Source organism: Polycladomyces abyssicola (assembly GCF_018326425.1).
Lineage (GTDB): Bacteria > Bacillota > Bacilli > Thermoactinomycetales > JIR-001 > Polycladomyces > Polycladomyces abyssicola.
On sequence record NZ_AP024601.1, the window covers coordinates 1,642,276 to 1,658,146 of the forward strand.

Annotated in this window: 15 protein-coding genes; 3 read left to right on the top strand and 12 right to left on the bottom strand. The window is 49.9% G+C overall.

The window, feature by feature from the left end; all coding sequences use genetic code 11:
- Positions 1-4 precede the first annotated feature (4 nt).
- Entirely contained in the window at positions 5-754 is a 750-nt protein-coding gene (locus KI215_RS08220; protein WP_212772292.1) for a YheC/YheD family protein, read from the bottom strand.
- A gap of 504 nt (positions 755-1,258) precedes the next feature.
- Between KI215_RS08220 and KI215_RS08225 the strand changes: the two genes are divergently transcribed.
- Positions 1,259-1,492, top strand: coding sequence for an IS110 family transposase (locus KI215_RS08225; protein WP_212772293.1), 234 nt, complete (start codon positions 1,259-1,261; stop codon positions 1,490-1,492).
- A gap of 35 nt (positions 1,493-1,527) precedes the next feature.
- On the opposite strand, the gene KI215_RS08230 is transcribed toward KI215_RS08225, so the two are convergent.
- The 11 genes from KI215_RS08230 to KI215_RS08280 form a co-directional block, all read right to left on the bottom strand.
- Complete coding sequence (locus KI215_RS08230; RefSeq protein ID WP_212772294.1) at positions 1,528-2,631, bottom strand: KamA family radical SAM protein; 1,104 nt, start codon at positions 2,629-2,631, stop codon at positions 1,528-1,530.
- Positions 2,632-3,075: 444 nt separating this feature from the next.
- The gene (locus tag KI215_RS08235; protein WP_212772295.1) at positions 3,076-3,882 is read right to left on the bottom strand and encodes a YheC/YheD family protein; all 807 of its coding nucleotides are present in this window, start codon (positions 3,880-3,882) and stop codon (positions 3,076-3,078) included.
- Between the two features lie 493 nt (positions 3,883-4,375).
- A complete protein-coding gene (locus KI215_RS16285) occupies positions 4,376-4,678 on the bottom strand; it encodes an NAD-dependent epimerase/dehydratase family protein (RefSeq protein WP_420830189.1) in 303 nt (100 codons plus the stop codon).
- Between the two features lie 456 nt (positions 4,679-5,134).
- Complete coding sequence (locus tag KI215_RS08245) at positions 5,135-5,968, bottom strand: hypothetical protein (RefSeq protein WP_212772297.1); 834 nt, start codon at positions 5,966-5,968, stop codon at positions 5,135-5,137.
- Positions 5,969-6,031: 63 nt separating this feature from the next.
- Positions 6,032-6,919: a M56 family metallopeptidase gene (locus tag KI215_RS08250; RefSeq protein WP_212772298.1), complete on the bottom strand. Its 888-nt coding sequence runs from the start codon at positions 6,917-6,919 to the stop codon at positions 6,032-6,034.
- On the bottom strand, positions 6,916-7,296 hold the full coding sequence (locus tag KI215_RS08255; RefSeq protein ID WP_212775125.1) for a BlaI/MecI/CopY family transcriptional regulator: 381 nt from the start codon (positions 7,294-7,296) through the stop codon (positions 6,916-6,918). The genes KI215_RS08250 and KI215_RS08255 overlap by 4 nt, the downstream gene beginning before the upstream one ends.
- A 288-nt stretch (positions 7,297-7,584) precedes the next feature.
- Positions 7,585-8,781: an MFS transporter gene (locus KI215_RS08260; protein ID WP_212772299.1), complete on the bottom strand. Its 1,197-nt coding sequence runs from the start codon at positions 8,779-8,781 to the stop codon at positions 7,585-7,587.
- Between the two features lie 483 nt (positions 8,782-9,264).
- The gene (locus KI215_RS08265) at positions 9,265-10,521 is read right to left on the bottom strand and encodes an MFS transporter (protein ID WP_212772300.1); all 1,257 of its coding nucleotides are present in this window, start codon (positions 10,519-10,521) and stop codon (positions 9,265-9,267) included.
- Between the two features lie 67 nt (positions 10,522-10,588).
- Positions 10,589-11,599: a 4-hydroxythreonine-4-phosphate dehydrogenase PdxA gene (gene pdxA / locus KI215_RS08270; protein ID WP_212772301.1), complete on the bottom strand. Its 1,011-nt coding sequence runs from the start codon at positions 11,597-11,599 to the stop codon at positions 10,589-10,591.
- On the bottom strand, positions 11,527-12,831 hold the full coding sequence (locus tag KI215_RS08275; RefSeq protein WP_212772302.1) for a four-carbon acid sugar kinase family protein: 1,305 nt from the start codon (positions 12,829-12,831) through the stop codon (positions 11,527-11,529). The genes pdxA and KI215_RS08275 overlap by 73 nt, the downstream gene beginning before the upstream one ends.
- Positions 12,803-13,609, bottom strand: coding sequence for a DeoR/GlpR family DNA-binding transcription regulator (locus KI215_RS08280; RefSeq protein ID WP_212772303.1), 807 nt, complete (start codon positions 13,607-13,609; stop codon positions 12,803-12,805). Before KI215_RS08280 ends, KI215_RS08275 begins: the two co-directional genes overlap by 29 nt.
- 317 nt (positions 13,610-13,926) lie before the next feature.
- On the opposite strand from KI215_RS08280, the gene KI215_RS08285 reads away from it, so the two are divergent.
- Positions 13,927-14,700, top strand: coding sequence for a DeoR/GlpR family DNA-binding transcription regulator (locus KI215_RS08285; RefSeq protein ID WP_246512061.1), 774 nt, complete (start codon positions 13,927-13,929; stop codon positions 14,698-14,700).
- A complete protein-coding gene (locus KI215_RS08290) occupies positions 14,697-15,737 on the top strand; it encodes an oxidoreductase (protein ID WP_212772304.1) in 1,041 nt (346 codons plus the stop codon). The genes KI215_RS08285 and KI215_RS08290 overlap by 4 nt, the downstream gene beginning before the upstream one ends.
- The last annotated feature ends 134 nt before the right edge of the window (positions 15,738-15,871 follow it).

Genomic DNA, 15,871 nt, shown 5'->3' on the forward strand with positions numbered 1-15,871 from the left:
AAAATTATCTTGCAATCTTCCTCATACGCTGAATTTTTCGATACAGGGTTTTATCAGGTAACTTTTTAAAATTCGCCTTAGTTAACGGTTCAATATTTACCTCGTAAATCCATATCCTCTTCTTGCGGTCGATTCCCATGTCCACGGCGAACTCTTTGAGATTCGGATACATTCGACTCACATTTTTGACCGTTTTGACGGCACACTCCTTCAATCGCTGGATCATTTTTACCGATTCTTTACTGGAATATTTCAAATGTCGGGTAAAGAGTTTGTAGATGGGTGTCGGGGTACCGCCCAAATGAGATGTTGTCACAATACTTCCCGGTGCCCCCAACCTTCCGCAAATCCCACCAACCACCCATTTACCGTGGATTCTCAACACATGGCAACGGAGATCAAAGTGCCGCCGATTCTTTGTCACACTGTCAATAGCCTGTTGAATGATGTACTTTTTACCTTTTGTCAGGCGGTACACTTTTTTCCACAGATTCTTCCGATCTGCATATTTCTTGTGGGATCCGTACCTTATTTTAAATCGGTGATCTTTTAACCTTTCGATCCGTATCACTCCTCTGGATTTAAATCCTTTGTCCGGTTTGAGGTAGACCTTATCATGTTTTTTAATCATTCGCTTCAGCGAATTTTTGTAAAGTAGCTCCGTTTTAGGAATATGGACGGCGATCTTAGGAGTGTGAATAAGCTGGTAAGCAACCGCTAGCTTGCTTTTAACGTGGTGTTTTTTTATGGACATAATACCACCTTCTACTCCTCCATTTTTTTGCTTCGAGATATCTTTGATACATATTTTTATTGTTTATTTTATTCCTCGGAGCTTGCCGCGTAAGGGCTAATTCATAGTGAATTTGGGGTCACCGTCCCGAAAATAAGAAAATGTGCGCCTCACCAGGCGGTAAATCTCTTTTAATAGAAAAGGAGAAGTTCGGAAGAAAAGACTTCTGGGTCAAGCACCTACCTAGCAGCGAAAGTTAAAGGGACAATAGCATGTCACTAAAACGGGATGTCAAAATAGGGCGATTCATTCGTTGCCCGAATCTTCCGGCTGGAAGATGGAGAGGAATGACGGCCTACCTTACTGTAAGCTAACACATCCGACACAACAAAAAACCCAGTATCCTGTACGCTAAGCATTCCTGTAACAAAATAAAGAGGCGTTTTGAAAAAGAGAAGCACCTCCTGCTACATACGGGGTGTCAGGTGCTAGCACTGACCCCTCAATAACTAGGAGGTACTTCACATGAAGAATAAGCAAAATCTGAAATTGGAGCAATACGCCGGGTTCAACCGGCTGATTCGGTGGATTCGAACACTTCAGGCGGAACATGAGAAAACGCACGTCCTTTTCGGATTGGAACCCACTGGCCATTATTGGCTGATATTAGCTCAGTTTCTTAGAAATCAAGGCATCCAAGTGGTGCTGGTCATTTTCTTCTTGATTTCAAAAGTTCAATTATTCAAAAGGACAAACTAATTGTATGTCATCGTATTTCGAATTAAACGATCACCTCACTTCTGGTCTTCCAGTATGGCTTGGGCACCCGGCAGATCGTCGAACCAGGTGGCCCGGTCGGGACAGTCCAACACCATGAAGTGACCGTAGTAGTCAGGATGACGGGCCTGATGGTACTTTAGGTATATTTTCCCCTGATCGACCCCCAGAATTTCGATCTTGCCCGAAGAGTGGCTCATCACGTAGCGAATCCGTTTGCCCAGACCGGAAGTACGGGTTTTCGCCTTTTCAATCACTTCATAGGCCTCTTTGAGAGACAAAACGAAACTGGCGTTGCCGGCGACAGGGCGGTTTTGGAAGAAATAGTAAGGCGTGACGCCGGCCCACGAGAGTTTGTCCAAAAGTTCCGCCAGCACCTCCGGATCGTTGTTGATTCCGCGTAGAACCGGTGTCTGATTGACCAAAACGACCCCGGCACGTTGTAAAGCGTCAATGGCTCGGTACGCTTCGTCGGTTAATTCCCGCGGGTGGTTGAAATGGGCCATAATGTAGATTCTCGTATCAGGCCTGGAATACTCGGACAAGGTTTGGAGCAGCTCCTCATCTTCGTAGATACGCATCGGATTGAACGCGGGCAACTTGGTGCCGAAGCGAATGATCTTGACATGGGGAATTGCACGGAGCATTTTCAGAATCTGCCTGATTTTCCCGGTCGCTAAAATCAACGAATCTCCGCCTGTTAACAACACGTTGTTGATCTCCGGATGATTGGCGATATACTCGACGCCTTTGCTCACTTCCATGGAGGTTTCATGCACATCGTTGCGAAACAGGCGTTTGCGGAAACAGAAACGACAATAAGCTCCGCATACTTCCGATACCAGGAGAAGTGCCGTGGTCCCATATTTATGTTGGCAGCCCGGTACGACGTAGTTGGTGTGTTCGTCGGATGCATCCCATTTGCCGTATTCGTCTAATTCCCGTTCATTGGGGATGATCAATTTATAGATCGGATCATTGTCGGGATCCTCCCAATCAATTAGGGAGAGATAATAGTCATTGATTCGAAACACGAATTTTTCCGTTATCGCTCTCAGTTTTTCACGCTTATCCTCCGGAATTGCTCCAATCTTACGAATATCAGTGATGTAGCGTGGCATACAATACCCTCCATTTGCTGAGTTTACCAGTAAAGTATTTCTGATTAGACCCTCAAATCCATCTTAAAAGGGTTCATCCCTTCTTTGGCGAAATAGCCCCGCAAGGAAGGGATTATGGATTGTCTCTTGGTAATAGGCTTTGTACAAATAATCTTTGGCCGGTTTTGAATTGGAGTAAGATAAAGTTGTCCTGTTCATCTAAAGTAAATTCAATCCGGTGGGGTTTCCCTTCCGGAAGTCCCAATACACGGAGATAGCGAACCATATTACGGGAACAGCCCGTCTCGCTCGCAATTGATCGAATACTCTTGCCAGACACCTTCATTAATCACTTTACTATATGTGCTTACCTAATCATTTGCTTAGACTCCGACGAAAATAAAAAAAGCCTATCAACGGGTTTAAAATACAGAAACAAATGTCTCTTTTGGGGGGAAGAAACTTTTACTTTGCGATCTTCCTCATGCGCTGAATTTTTCGATACAGAGTTTTATCAGGTAACATTTTGAAATTCCCCTTAGTCAGCGGTTCAATATTTACCTCGTAAATCCATATCCTCTTCTTGCGGTCGATTCCCATGTCCACGGCGAATTCTTTGAGATTCGGATACATTTGACTCACAACCTTGACCGTTTTAAGGGCACACTCTTTCAATTGCAGGATCATTTTTATCGATTCTTTACTGGAATATTTCAAATGTCGGGTAAAGAGTGTGTAGATGGGTGTCGGGGTACCGCCCAAATGAGATGTTGTCACAATACTTCCCGGCGCCCCCAACCTTCCGCAAATCCCACCAACCACCCATTTACCATGGATTCTCAGAACATGGCAACGAAGATCGAAGTGTCGCCGATCCTTTGTCACACTGTCAATGGCCTGTTGAATAATGTACTTTTTATCTTTTGTAAGACTATCCACTTTTTCCCATATTTCCTTCCGATCTGCGTATTTCTTGTGTGATCCGTACCTTATTTTAAATCGGTCATCTTTTAACCTTTCTATCCGTATCACTCCCCTGGATTTTCTTCCCCTGTCTGGTTTGAGGTAGACCTTATCATATTTTTTAATCATTCGTTTCAACGAATTTTTGTAAAGTAGCTCTGTTTTAGGAATATGGGCGGCGATCTTAGGAGTGTGAATAAGCTGGTAAGCAACCGCTAGCTTGCTTTTAACGTGGTGTTTTTTTATGGACATAATACCACCTTCTACTCTCCATTTTTTTGCTTTGGGTACAGCTATTGGATCATCCATGAGGGGGTTTCCCATTTTCATTTGCTGTGAATAACGGCGGTATGGTTCATAATCAAACTCCTCTTTTTTAGTAATAAAGGAATCTAATTTACGGTTGGTATGGATGTAGTTCTACTGGGGGCGGCATTGACTTCCTCCACGATCCCTTACCCGAGCTCCATCGGTTAACCCTACGGCTGCTTCCCTGTTGTATGACTACATACTTACCGTGTTCAGCATAACCAGACGGATTCAGATCCGCTCTATTCTCCGGTGGCATAATGACGACATCATCACGCCGGAAATCAAGGGCTGCTGATCAAGATACTGATCTAAAATATTTGGTTATTTTATTTTATTCCTCGAAACCTGCCACGGAAGGGCTGATTCATGGTGGATAATAGTGGATTTGGGGTCATCGTACCGAAAGTTGTAAAAGCCTGTTTTATTTCAACGGGTGAGATCTATGACTATTTATGTTCGGGATTTAACGAATGAAGAAGGCAACCGGCTCTTAACAATCGCGTACAAGAATACAAGAATACGATGCCGTAAATGTTCGGTGCTTGACACGAGCGGGGCACAACGGCTGTGTGGCCAAATGAATTATGATATGAGGTCGGTGTTGCTGGATCGCTTCCCTGATCCTGTCCGGATCACGAATATCCTTTTGGATGCACGGCATCTCCTTGTCGAGATGCAACTGTTCAAACAAACACGGATGATACGGAGAAGCAATCTGTATCCAATCAATTGCACCTCCATTTTCAACAACCAACAGACATAACCATGAGCCCTTAAATCCGGCCGTGCTCAGTTATTAACACATTTTTGCCTAGCCAAAACTTCACAGTCACTCTTTTTGCCACACCTTCCACGGCGTACCATCGGCCCACCATTGTTCCAACATCTCTTTGTCACGTAACGTATCCATGGGATGCCAAAATCCTGTGTGCCGATAAGCCATAATTCTTTTGTTAAACCAATCTCTTCATTGGTTCCTGCTCCCAGACCCTCTGATTGAATGTGAGGTATTGGAATACGCCCTTCAACAAGACGAAAATCCGGTATTGGTCCATTCCTGCTCATGTTCCGGTTTTTTCGCTAAATGGTCCATCCCGACATCACGCATGATTTGCCCCCTTTTCTTTCACCGAAAACGGTTGATCATGTTGAATAGCATATTCACTGGTCGAAGAAAGGGATGGGGACATGCTGAAAACGTCGGAAAATGGGGGGCAAAATAGAAAAAAGGAGCCGATGCAAGCAGCTCCTACGAAACTCGAATGACAAACGGTACAGTTAACACCTTGCCACGGTGTTGGAATTCCCCCCACACCTTGAACACTCCGCTGTGAGGAAACTCTGCATGGAATTGCGCATCTGGACCCGTCGTGTTTTCGCTCATCGGATGGACGTGCAGATATTCCTTGGCGTTCTGATCCAATATCACCACATGCCCGATTGCCCCTAAGTATGGTTGCAAATCTTTGATCGGTTGATTCGTTTGGACATCACGGAAAGAAAATGTTAACATGACGGGTTTCTTCGCCTTCAGCGGCTGATCAAAGGACAGCGTCACCTTCTTGCCGTCCACCACTTTGGTCAGTTCTGTATCTGGCTGAATCGGTTTTTCGCCCAACTCAGGACCACTCACCGCGACGGTTTGCATTTGGGTCACCTGGGCGTCCCCTTTCGGTTGAAAATCGGCAAACAACCGATATTCTCCACCGGCCGGGAACGGTATATTGACTTGGAACGATCCGTTTCCTTTATACTGCGGATGCAAGTGGTTAAAGAAAGAGAGATCTTTGCTGACTACAATCAGATGCATCTTTTTTTCGTGATTGATGGTAAAATCATGTACCGGTTTTCCGTTCGGTTTCACCACTTGAATGGAGAGAGAAGTAGACTGCCCGGCTTTCGGTTGTTGCGGTGAAAATGACCAGTTCGTTTTTACCGCCGCCGTTTTTTTCGTGTGATCCTGCTCATGTCCGTCGTGTTGTTGGTGCGAAGGGGATTGCTGATCATGCGACATTCCTGTGCAACCTGTGACGAAAACAGCGAAAACGAACGCGAGCAATCCTGTGATCCACTGTCGTTTCATCCTGGTAGCTCCTTTCGTCCTCCAAAGAAAAAGATACTACTACACGATTGTAGTAGTATCTTTTTACCATGTCAACGGAAGCAAACAAATGTGCATAAACGGTCCGACGGACATGGCGCTGATCAGATCAGCCATGACAGCGGCCAACAGGAGTAAACTGATCCCGGACCACATCCAATCCGCTATCGAAATTTTGGGGAAATCGGGTTTTCCGGAAAGCAATGCCTTTACACGTAGGACGTTTTGTCCTTCCTGGTCAAACCGCGGTATGACGGAAAGTCCCCCACTCGAAAAAGCGGTGATTTTGTATAAAGCGGCAGCCACCGCTTTGGCGCCCACTTTTTCAGCTGCCCGACGATCAGCCTCAATCTCTTTTTCCAAACAATAACGCTGACAGAGACGGTATACGACCGGCAGAAAAAAGAAAGCTGTGGCCGCTCCCGCCGCAAACAACATTTTCAGCGGATCACGCGCCAGACAGTGATGATATTCATGTTCCAACACGGCTTCCAACTCTAGTGGGCTCAACAGTTGGATCAACCCCGTGCTGATCCCGATATTTGGACGCTTCCATCCGTAAGAAAACGCCAATGGTCGGGTATGGTCGAACACAATGACCGGAACTCCATACTTTTGCTGGAAAAAAACCAACACCGGATGGACCGGATGATTCACTTTCAAGGGGAGGAGTGTGTCCAAAAAGAGTCGGGTTTGGCGGACCATGGTTCGGACGCGCCAGATGAAAAGAAACACCCACACCACAAACAACGATGTGAACAGATAATAAATCTCAGGGATCTGCCCGCTCCTAAAGATGACACCACAACATCGGTGAACCCAATCGATAGCTGTTCGGATAACAGCATCGGTCGACAATACCCATACCGTCAGCAGTGTTGTTCCGACAACCGTACTGATTTGAAGCAGAGAGGCAAAAGCGTTTTTGGTCAATCCTCCTCTCTCCCCTCCAACTCCCGAATCAGGCGTTTCAATTTTTCCAGCTGATCCGGTGTGTTGCCCACGGTATCCACGAACTGGGCGATCGCCAGTTCCCCGAAATCGGAGAGCAATCCTTCAACGGCCTGGGAGGTCACCTTTTTTACCCACTCTTCCTTCGTATACCGAGGCTGGTACCGGTACATCCTCCCTTCTTTGATGCGGATCAGTACACCTTTGCGTGTCAAACGTGTAAGGATGGTCAGGATGGTGGTGTAGGCATAGTTTTTCTCATCATTCAGCTCATCGACTACCTCTTGAACGGTGGCCGTCCGTTTGCTCCATAATACTTCCATCACCCGTGTTTCCAGAGGACCGAAACTTTTTTCCATAATAGACCGATACGTATCCGATGACAATCTTCCCCTCACCCTTTCTTCTTCATTTGAAAATAGTATATCAAATGTCTATACGAAGGAAACCGCTGGGACTGCTGACAGCGCAGTCCAACACGTGTCTGACGATTCCCAGGCGAGTTTCCTCCATGGGAGAGTACGCCGGGATGGTAGCGGAACCGCGTTGCGAGCAACAGCCGCAGACGCCGAATGGGAGATCGGAGATCACGTCCCTTGTCCATAAAATGAGCCGTTTCCCATGCGGAAACGGCTTTGGATCGTCTCTCATTCGTTTGTACAGGTGGTCAGAGCGATGACCGCCGCTCCTGTCAGCATCAGACCGCTGATGAGGTACGGCGTCTGGATTCCCCACAGATCTGCCGCCAAACTCATGCCCAACACGGACAATCCAAACGCCGCGTAGATGAGACTGCCATGTGCCGCCAATACATGCGGCAACAACGTCTCATCCACACTTTTTTGCAACAGGGTGCGTCGCGCCGTTTCGCGCAGTTGATACGGCAGGCCCATCAGCAGACAGAGGCCCAGCGCGACGCCGGGATGTCTGTTCCACGCATAGATGAAAACCAATCCGCCGGCGAGGAATGATCCCCATCCCATCGCCCGGATCAGGTTGTGCTCCAGGTGACGGGAGAGGTGCACGACAATCACACCCCCGAGAATCATGCCGGAGAAGTAACTGCCGTTGATCCATCCCCACCATTCCGGCCCCCGATGCAGGATTTCCCGGACAAACACGAGAGTCAGTGCCCCGACCCACACGCTTCCCGCAGTCGTATCCAATATGTCTGCCATCACCAAACGACGCAGGATGCGACGCGTCCAGAGGGTTTTCCATCCAATTTGCCATTGCTCCCGCTTGGGAAGCTTGTCGAAACTTTCCCGGGGCTGTCCGGTATCTTTCACCCACCACAGAGAGACGGAAGAGAAAAGGAAAATCCCCAAGGTCCATCCGACCAATTCCCTCGCGCCCCACTCCGCCGACAACATTCCTCCCGCGATCCACCCGACCAATTGGACGATCTGGTCACTCGTCAGCAACCAACCGTTCGCCTTGACCCACTGGTTTTCGGGAACCAAGCGGGGAACCAATGCATTGCGGGTGGGTACCGTCCATCCGTCCAAAAACGCCATCATCAGAATGACGGCGAAAATCGCCATGATCTCGGTGACGTGTGAAACCGAAACGGATATCGCGCCATACAAAATGACCAACAAGCCCGTTTGCCCCCATTGGGAGGAAAACAAAATTCCTTTGAGAGAGAAACGGGCCATGACGAGCGGAGCGACCAGTCCGCCCGCCAACATCGCGCCTACCCGCAAGAGTGGAACCATCGCGGCGAAAGTTGCTGAGTGTGTCAGTTCATATAGGTGGGAAACCACCGCCAGCGTATAAAACGCATCCCCCAAATTGGCTGAGGATTGACCGATCCACAACCAATGGAACGATCGCCGGTTCACGTTTGCCCTCCTTCTTTATTTCGTTGTTCGGATGGGCACACGTGAATCACATCGGCCACTCAATCCTTTCAAATGAGCTGGTTCCATTTTACAGGAACTGCCGCCTGAAAGCCCACGGTTTTAATCGTGGGATGAAAGGCGGCGTTGCTCGACACCCCTTTTTGGGGTGGAAAGAACAACCAATAGAAGGTATAATCGAACGTATGAGCGGTGCTCATCCCACTGGTAGTGGGTTAGTTCGTTCCTTAAAAACGTCATGGTATGGGGTTCCAGTAGCGAATTAATCTCTCCTGCTGGGTAAAACCATGAGAGTGAGATAAAGAAACTAGCGTACTGGTAACAGGTACGCCGCCCATGTGGGTACATTTCTAACTGCATGGGACGGGCTGATGAGACAGCCCTGAACTTGGGAGTTGCCCGAAACAGAAATGGACTGAGGGCGCTAACTACCCAAGAATCCCACGCCTTCAGGCTTGTGGAGTCTCAAATGGATGTTTCTTTTGTTTGTCGGGCGCCGGGTTTGGATGCCCTTACCATCACCCATGTGGTCAAGGCAGCAAGCAAGAGGGAAACTGCCAGGAAATAAAAGCCCGCATGGTAATTCCCGGTTGCGTCCTTCAACATTCCCACGAACTTGGGACCAAAATAACCGCCCAAATTGCCGACCGCATTTTGCAGACCCATCGCCGCCCCTGCTACGGAAACGGGAAACGCGGCCGTGGGAATGGCCCACAGCGGTCCGTAGGGAGCATATACGCCCATGGCCGTGATGGACAGCAGCACCATCTGCCATAAGGGGAATTCCACCCATTGTCCCGCGATCATTGCAGCAGATGCAATCAGCAAGGGGATCGTCACATGCTGAATCCGATTCATCCGTCGGTCGGACCAGTGAGAGTTCACCACCATGGCGACCAATGCACAGACGAACGGGATTGCCGTCAACCACCCCATGGTAGCAGGATCTTTTGCAAACGTACCAACCACGCTGGGTACCCACATCGTGTAACCGTAAAAACCGGTGATCCACAAGAAGTACATCAACACCAAACCCCACACCAACGGACTGCGTAGGGCATCGCTGAAACCACCCGATTTGGTTGGGACTTGCTTTTGCTCCCTTTCCAACGCTTCCATCAACTGTTTCCGCTCGTCTTCATTCATCCATTTTGCTTCGGTCGGACGATCTTTAATGACCGCCAACCAGACGAAAGCCCAGATCAGTGGGGGCAGTCCTTCGATCACAAAGACGGTTCGCCAGTCAAAATACTCCAATAATATACCGGATAAGGGTGCCATCAACATTGCTGATACCGGAAGACAGGACATCCATATGGCGTTCGCCCGTGCCCGTTCCCGGTTGGTGAACCAAGAAGCCAACAGGACCAGCACGGCCGGCCATACCCCTCCTTCGGCCACACCGAGCAAGAAGCGCGCCCATTTCAATTGCGCTTCCGTTTGTACAAGACCGGATGCCGTCGCCGCACATCCCCACAGCAACATCAGAATGAAAATCAGTTTTCTCGCCGACCAACGAGTGGCCAAAATACCGCCGGGGATCTGCAAGATCATGTAACCCCAGAAGAAAATACCGGCGATGTCCCCTGCAGCCGAAGCGGACAGGTGCAAGTCCTTCTGCATGGCCGGCAGCAAGACGCCGACATTGATCCGGTCCATGTACGCCAACATGTACATGACAAACGCAACGGGAATGATCCGTATCCACTTTGACACGTGCATCATGATCCCTCCCGATCTGGATTGACAACGCTTTCAACAAGAGGTAGCGAAAGGGGGAGTTCCCCCTTCACACGTTTTGATATCGGCCTGCGTATGCGACTGCTGCCCGAATCGCTTCCTTCATCGAAACTGGCGAGGCCAGATTCTGACCGGCGATATCAAAAGCGGTACCGTGGTCCACACTGGTTCGCAGGATGGGCAATCCCAATGTGATGGAGACCGTTTTTTCAAAGTCGATCATTTTGGCTGCAATATGCCCTTGATCATGGTACAGGGACAAAACCGCGTCATACGCACCTTGCCGGGCAAAATGGAACACCGAGTCGGCAGGAATCGGCCCGACAACATCCATCCCCTCCGCTTGCGCCTGTTTCACCGCTGGTTGGATGGCGTCAATCTCCTCCCTGCCCAACAACCCCCCTTCACCTGCGTGGGGATTGAGTCCTGCAACGGCCAACTTGGGGGTTCCGCCTGTGAGGCGGGACAAGGATGCATAGGATCGCCGGATGCCACTCAGGACAAAATCCGGATCCCCGATTTTCCGGCAAGCTTCCACTAACGACAGGTGACGCGTGAGAAAGAAGATTTTGACGTTCTCAACCGAAAACATCGTCATCTCCTGTTTCGCACCGGTCAAATCGGCCAACATTTCCGTATGCCCGATATACGGTACCCCTGCCGCCTTCAGTGCTTCCTTGTTGATCGGTGCCGTTACCACCGCATCGATTTCTCCTCCCAAGGCCAATTCGGTTGCTTTGCGGATGTACTCGTACGCCGCCTGTCCGCAATCTGCTTGCACTTCCCCCAGCCTCAACCGGTCAATCTGTATGTTGTCCAGATCCAATACATCGACGGTACCGTGTGTGTACACCCCTTCTCCGGGATGTTGAACCCGGTGGAAGCGCAACGAACTTCCGATTCGTTCCCGTATCATCTCCAACACGGGGATGGACCCAATGACGAGAGGTTTGGCTGTCTCGTAAAATTCTTTCTCCTGCAACGCTTTTAGTGTGATTTCCGGCCCGATACCCGCCGGATCTCCGATGGTAATGCCCAATATGGGTCGTTTCTGTTCCATTTTATTTCTCCTCCCTGTCGTAAAAGCGCTTTCACACTTGTCAAAATGGCCGCTTCATCCCCGACGGAGCCCCCTTTGGTGATGATATGCATGCCCTGAAAAGGACCTCCGACCAGTTTGGCCATCACACAAAGTGGAAGAACCTCTCCCATCAACTGCAAACCTTTTACCTCCATGGCTTGAAGAGTTGTGAAGGCCACTTCTCCACCGGACAAATACAGCCCGTCAAACGGATAACGATGAATCAGTTTCATCACCAATCGGGCAACCGCTTGGGATACAGTGTGTCCGTCACACCGGTTCGTCGGCGCTCCGTCGGTTCGCAACCCGACGACTTGGAACTGTTCCGTCAGCTCTTTTACACGGTGAACCACTTCCGCTATGTAGTCCTGGGCACCGTCCGTCAATCGGTCCACGTTTACCGTCATCATTCCGACCGGAAAGGATTGCTCGAGATAGTCCAATTGTTTGCGCGCGGTTTCCGCCAGACTTCCGGAGACGAGCAGTATCCGTTTTCTCTCCGCGTTTTTGGCCGCAGCATAGGCTGCTGTGAATGGACCGGGGTCCACCGGCAGAACCGGAATATCCAACCCTGCCCATACTTCGGCGAGCTTCTCGATTTCCTCATCCGACTCGGCATCGCAGACGATCAGCTTGTGGCCGAGTGCAATCAAACGGTCAAGTTCCCTTCGCAAATCCGTTTGGATGGTGTATTTTCCCGTCTCCAGCAATCCCACCGGTAGAGATGTCTGCGATTGGATCCAGTCCACCACACGGGATGTCCTCACCGGCGTGAACGGGTCGCGTCCGGCCTCGGTTTGGTGTACCGGCACACCGTAAACGAAAAGTTCACCTCCTCTGGTAAAACGTCCGGATTCAGGAAATGCGGGGACCACGGCAGCGATCGTCTCCGGCGGCATCATATGCAATACAGCTTCCGTCTCCCTGCCGATCGAACCGCGCAGGGTGCTGTCGATCCGCTTGGCCAAGAGCGGACGACTTTCGTGACTGAGGACCAGTTCTGTCATGCGGCGTACACGCAATCCGGCCTCTTCCGCCGGTAGCAATCGGGTAGCCGCGTTCCACACGACGGCGTCGTGCCCTTCAAGCGAACCAGTGATGGAAACTTGGTGATCCGGTACAGTCAACACCTTCCACCCTAGTTTGGCCAACAGCACGCCGGTAGCATTGCCGCCGGTGATGTCATCCGCGATCACCACGAGTTTCCGCATGAACTTTCCCCCCGTTTCCGGCTATAAGAACCTCGATTCCCCACTGTTGGCACTGTTCCTGAAACTCCACAGGAAGATTTTCATCAGTGACGATCGCATGGAATTGATCCCATTCAGCAAAAGTAGCCAGAGCCCGTTGACCGCACTTGCTCGCATCCGCCAGCAGGATGCGTCGGCGGGCGCAATTCAGCATGGCCTGTTTGATCGCCACCTTGGACAAACTGTTGCTCATCGCCCCCTTTTCCGCATCGAACGCGTCACAACCGATAAACGCTGTATCCACATGTAACTGAGACAACATCGACAAGCTGAAATGACCTTCCAAACTGTAGATTTGCGGCTTCAGTTCCCCACCCGTCAACAAGACTCGGATTCCCGGTGTATCCACCACCTCGGAAGCGATTTTGATATCGTTGGTGATGAGAAACAAATCTTGAAAGCGCTTTAATTCCCGAGCCAGACGCAACGTTGTCGATCCCGCATCGAGAATGATGCTCTGTCCTTCCCCGATCAGGGTGACAGCCAGTCGGGCAATCGCCTCCTTCTGGGCCACGTTTCGTTCATCCTTCCAACCGAAAGGATGTTCGCGCAGGTTGTCCTGACGCAACATGGCGCCGCCGTGGGTGCGAATAATCTTTTGTTCAGCTTCCAGACAATCGAGATCGCGGCGGATCGTCATCGTCGAAACGCCGAATTCCTCGGCGAGACGGTTGATTTCCACCACGCCCTCCTGCTCGATGATCTGCATGATCTTCTGCCTGCGTTCGGCGGACAACATGAGTGATCCTCCTGCCCAAAGTCAATGTGAAAAAGTAACATAGAAGATGTTTGTTAATGTTTATTTATGTTTCTGTATGTTACTTCACAATATAAAGGGATAATTCCTATTTGTCAATTACTTTGAATTATAATCGGCAATATTAGTTCTCTTCTTCAGGAAAATGAGATCCCCTGTCGATGGTTCGGAGGTGTGCGTAGGGCCCGTTTGCATAATCAAGCCAACCGTCGTGCATTTAACAACTAGATTTGCAGACTTGTACACTGATTGATTAAGGATTACACTTATAATGACGTACGTGATTTTAATGAAAGGGGATGCATTTGACACAGGAAGAGCGGTTGTTGGCGATTCTGGAACACCTGAAACATCATGGGAAGATCAGTATTGAGCAAATCTGTGAACGATTCGGCGTATCGCGTGACACAGCCAGGCGCGATCTGGTCAAGTTGGAAGAAGAGCGCCTGATCGTCCGTGTACGGGGAGGCGCCATCCGCCCGACATTGACCCGTGAGGCTATTCGCTATGAAGACCGTGTCCATCATGAAGCCAAGCGGGCGATCGGTCGTACGGCTGCCACTTTGATCCGTGACGGTGATTATGTGTTGTTTGATGCGTCCACTACCGTAAAATGCGCAGCGGAAGAAATTTATGTCCGTGACTTGGTTGCCGTGACCAATTCGATCGATATTGCCGATGCACTGGGCAAAAGTGATCAAGCCACCGTCTATCTGCTAGGCGGAAAACTGAATCCCTGGCACCGAAACATCGTCGGTACGCAAACCGTGGAGATGCTTCGCCAATACCGGGTAGATTGGGTGTTTCTCGGCGCATGCGGATTGACGGAAGAGGGATTGACCAGTTCAAATCCGGAAGAAGCATTCGTCAAACGGGAAATGATCCGGCGTGCGGACCGAACCGTAGTGTTGGCGGACGCCACCAAGTTTGGTAAGACCCTGTTCCACTCCGTTTGTTCCTGGGAAGACATCGACATCATCGTGACGGAACAACAGCCGGACGATGCGTTTCGAAACATATTGGAACAACACGACGTACAAATTTTGATCGCAACGGGAGGAGAAAACGGATGACCATTCGAGTAGGCTTAATCGGTTACGGTTTATCGGGCAAGGTGTTTCATGCCCCGTTGATCCGACAGGTAAAAGAGTTGGAGCTGGCTGCCGTCGTTTCCTCCAATCCGGACAAAGTACTGCGCGATCTTCCGGATGTGGACGTCGTTTCCACGACGGATCAGCTGTTAGCACGACAGGACATCGACTTAGTTGTGGTCGCCACCCCCAACACCCTCCATCATCCGTACGCCAAAGCAGCGATAACGGCAGGCAAACATGTGGTGGTGGAAAAGCCCTTTACCATTACCACGGAAGAGGCGGACGAACTGATCGATTTGGCACGAAAACACCGCGTTCTGCTCAGCGTGTACCATAACCGTCGCTGGGATAATGATTTCCTCACCGTACGGCGGTTAATCGAGTCGGAGTGCCTGGGAGAACTCGCTTTGTATGAGGCTCACTATGACCGTTATCGGCCGAAAGTGCGTGACCGCTGGCGTGAGCACGACATTCCGGGCGCGGGTACATTGTACGACCTCGGTTCCCACCTGATCGACCAAGCATTGGTTCTCTTCGGACCGCCACGAACCGTCTGGGCCGACTTGGCGGCGCAACGGACAGGTGCCCAAACTGTGGATTATTTCCACCTTGTGTTGGATTATGGACGTTTAAAGGTCGTTCTCCATTCCGGATCGCTGGTCAGAGGAGAAGGTCCGCGCTTTCAGATTCACGGGGAAAAAGGAAGTTTCATCAAATACGGACTGGACCCGCAGGAAGATCAGTTGAAACAGGGAATGGTCCCCGGGGAGCCGGGATATGGAATAGGTCAGAAAGAGTATGACGGGGAACTCACCGTGGAGCTTGGCGGGTTATCGGTAAAAGGACGGGTAGAAACCCTGCCGGGAACCTATCACGCGTATTATGAAGGGATCGCCGAGGCCATACGGTCGGAAAAACCGGCACCCGTCACCGCTGAGGAAGCCCGTGACGTGATCAAGGTAATAGAATGTGCCATAAGGAGCCATCGGGAGAAACGTGTTGTTTCGTTTGAATGAATAAAAGGAAGCTCATCGTTATAAAACAACAAATTTAGACTTTGATTTCCCTCTCCCATATAAGGAAAATCGAGATAGAAAAGCCCTCATATGTACAGATATGTATCCATATGAGGGCTTTGACCGTTTATTAG

Coding starts and splice junctions, on each gene's coding strand:
- KI215_RS08220 (WP_212772292.1), bottom strand. CDS start 754: ATGTCCATAAAAAAACACCACGTTAAAAGCAAGCTAGCGGTTGCTTAC.
- KI215_RS08225 (WP_212772293.1), top strand. CDS start 1,259: ATGAAGAATAAGCAAAATCTGAAATTGGAGCAATACGCCGGGTTCAAC.
- KI215_RS08230 (WP_212772294.1), bottom strand. CDS start 2,631: ATGCCACGCTACATCACTGATATTCGTAAGATTGGAGCAATTCCGGAG.
- KI215_RS08235 (WP_212772295.1), bottom strand. CDS start 3,882: ATGGATGATCCAATAGCTGTACCCAAAGCAAAAAAATGGAGAGTAGAA.
- KI215_RS08245 (WP_212772297.1), bottom strand. CDS start 5,968: ATGAAACGACAGTGGATCACAGGATTGCTCGCGTTCGTTTTCGCTGTT.
- KI215_RS08255 (WP_212775125.1), bottom strand. CDS start 7,296: ATGGAAAAAAGTTTCGGTCCTCTGGAAACACGGGTGATGGAAGTATTA.
- KI215_RS08265 (WP_212772300.1), bottom strand. CDS start 10,521: ATGCACGTGTCAAAGTGGATACGGATCATTCCCGTTGCGTTTGTCATG.
- pdxA (WP_212772301.1), bottom strand. CDS start 11,599: ATGGAACAGAAACGACCCATATTGGGCATTACCATCGGAGATCCGGCG.
- KI215_RS08275 (WP_212772302.1), bottom strand. CDS start 12,831: ATGCGGAAACTCGTGGTGATCGCGGATGACATCACCGGCGGCAATGCT.
- KI215_RS08280 (WP_212772303.1), bottom strand. CDS start 13,609: ATGTTGTCCGCCGAACGCAGGCAGAAGATCATGCAGATCATCGAGCAG.
- KI215_RS08285 (WP_246512061.1), top strand. CDS start 13,927: ATGCATTTGACACAGGAAGAGCGGTTGTTGGCGATTCTGGAACACCTG.
- KI215_RS08290 (WP_212772304.1), top strand. CDS start 14,697: ATGACCATTCGAGTAGGCTTAATCGGTTACGGTTTATCGGGCAAGGTG.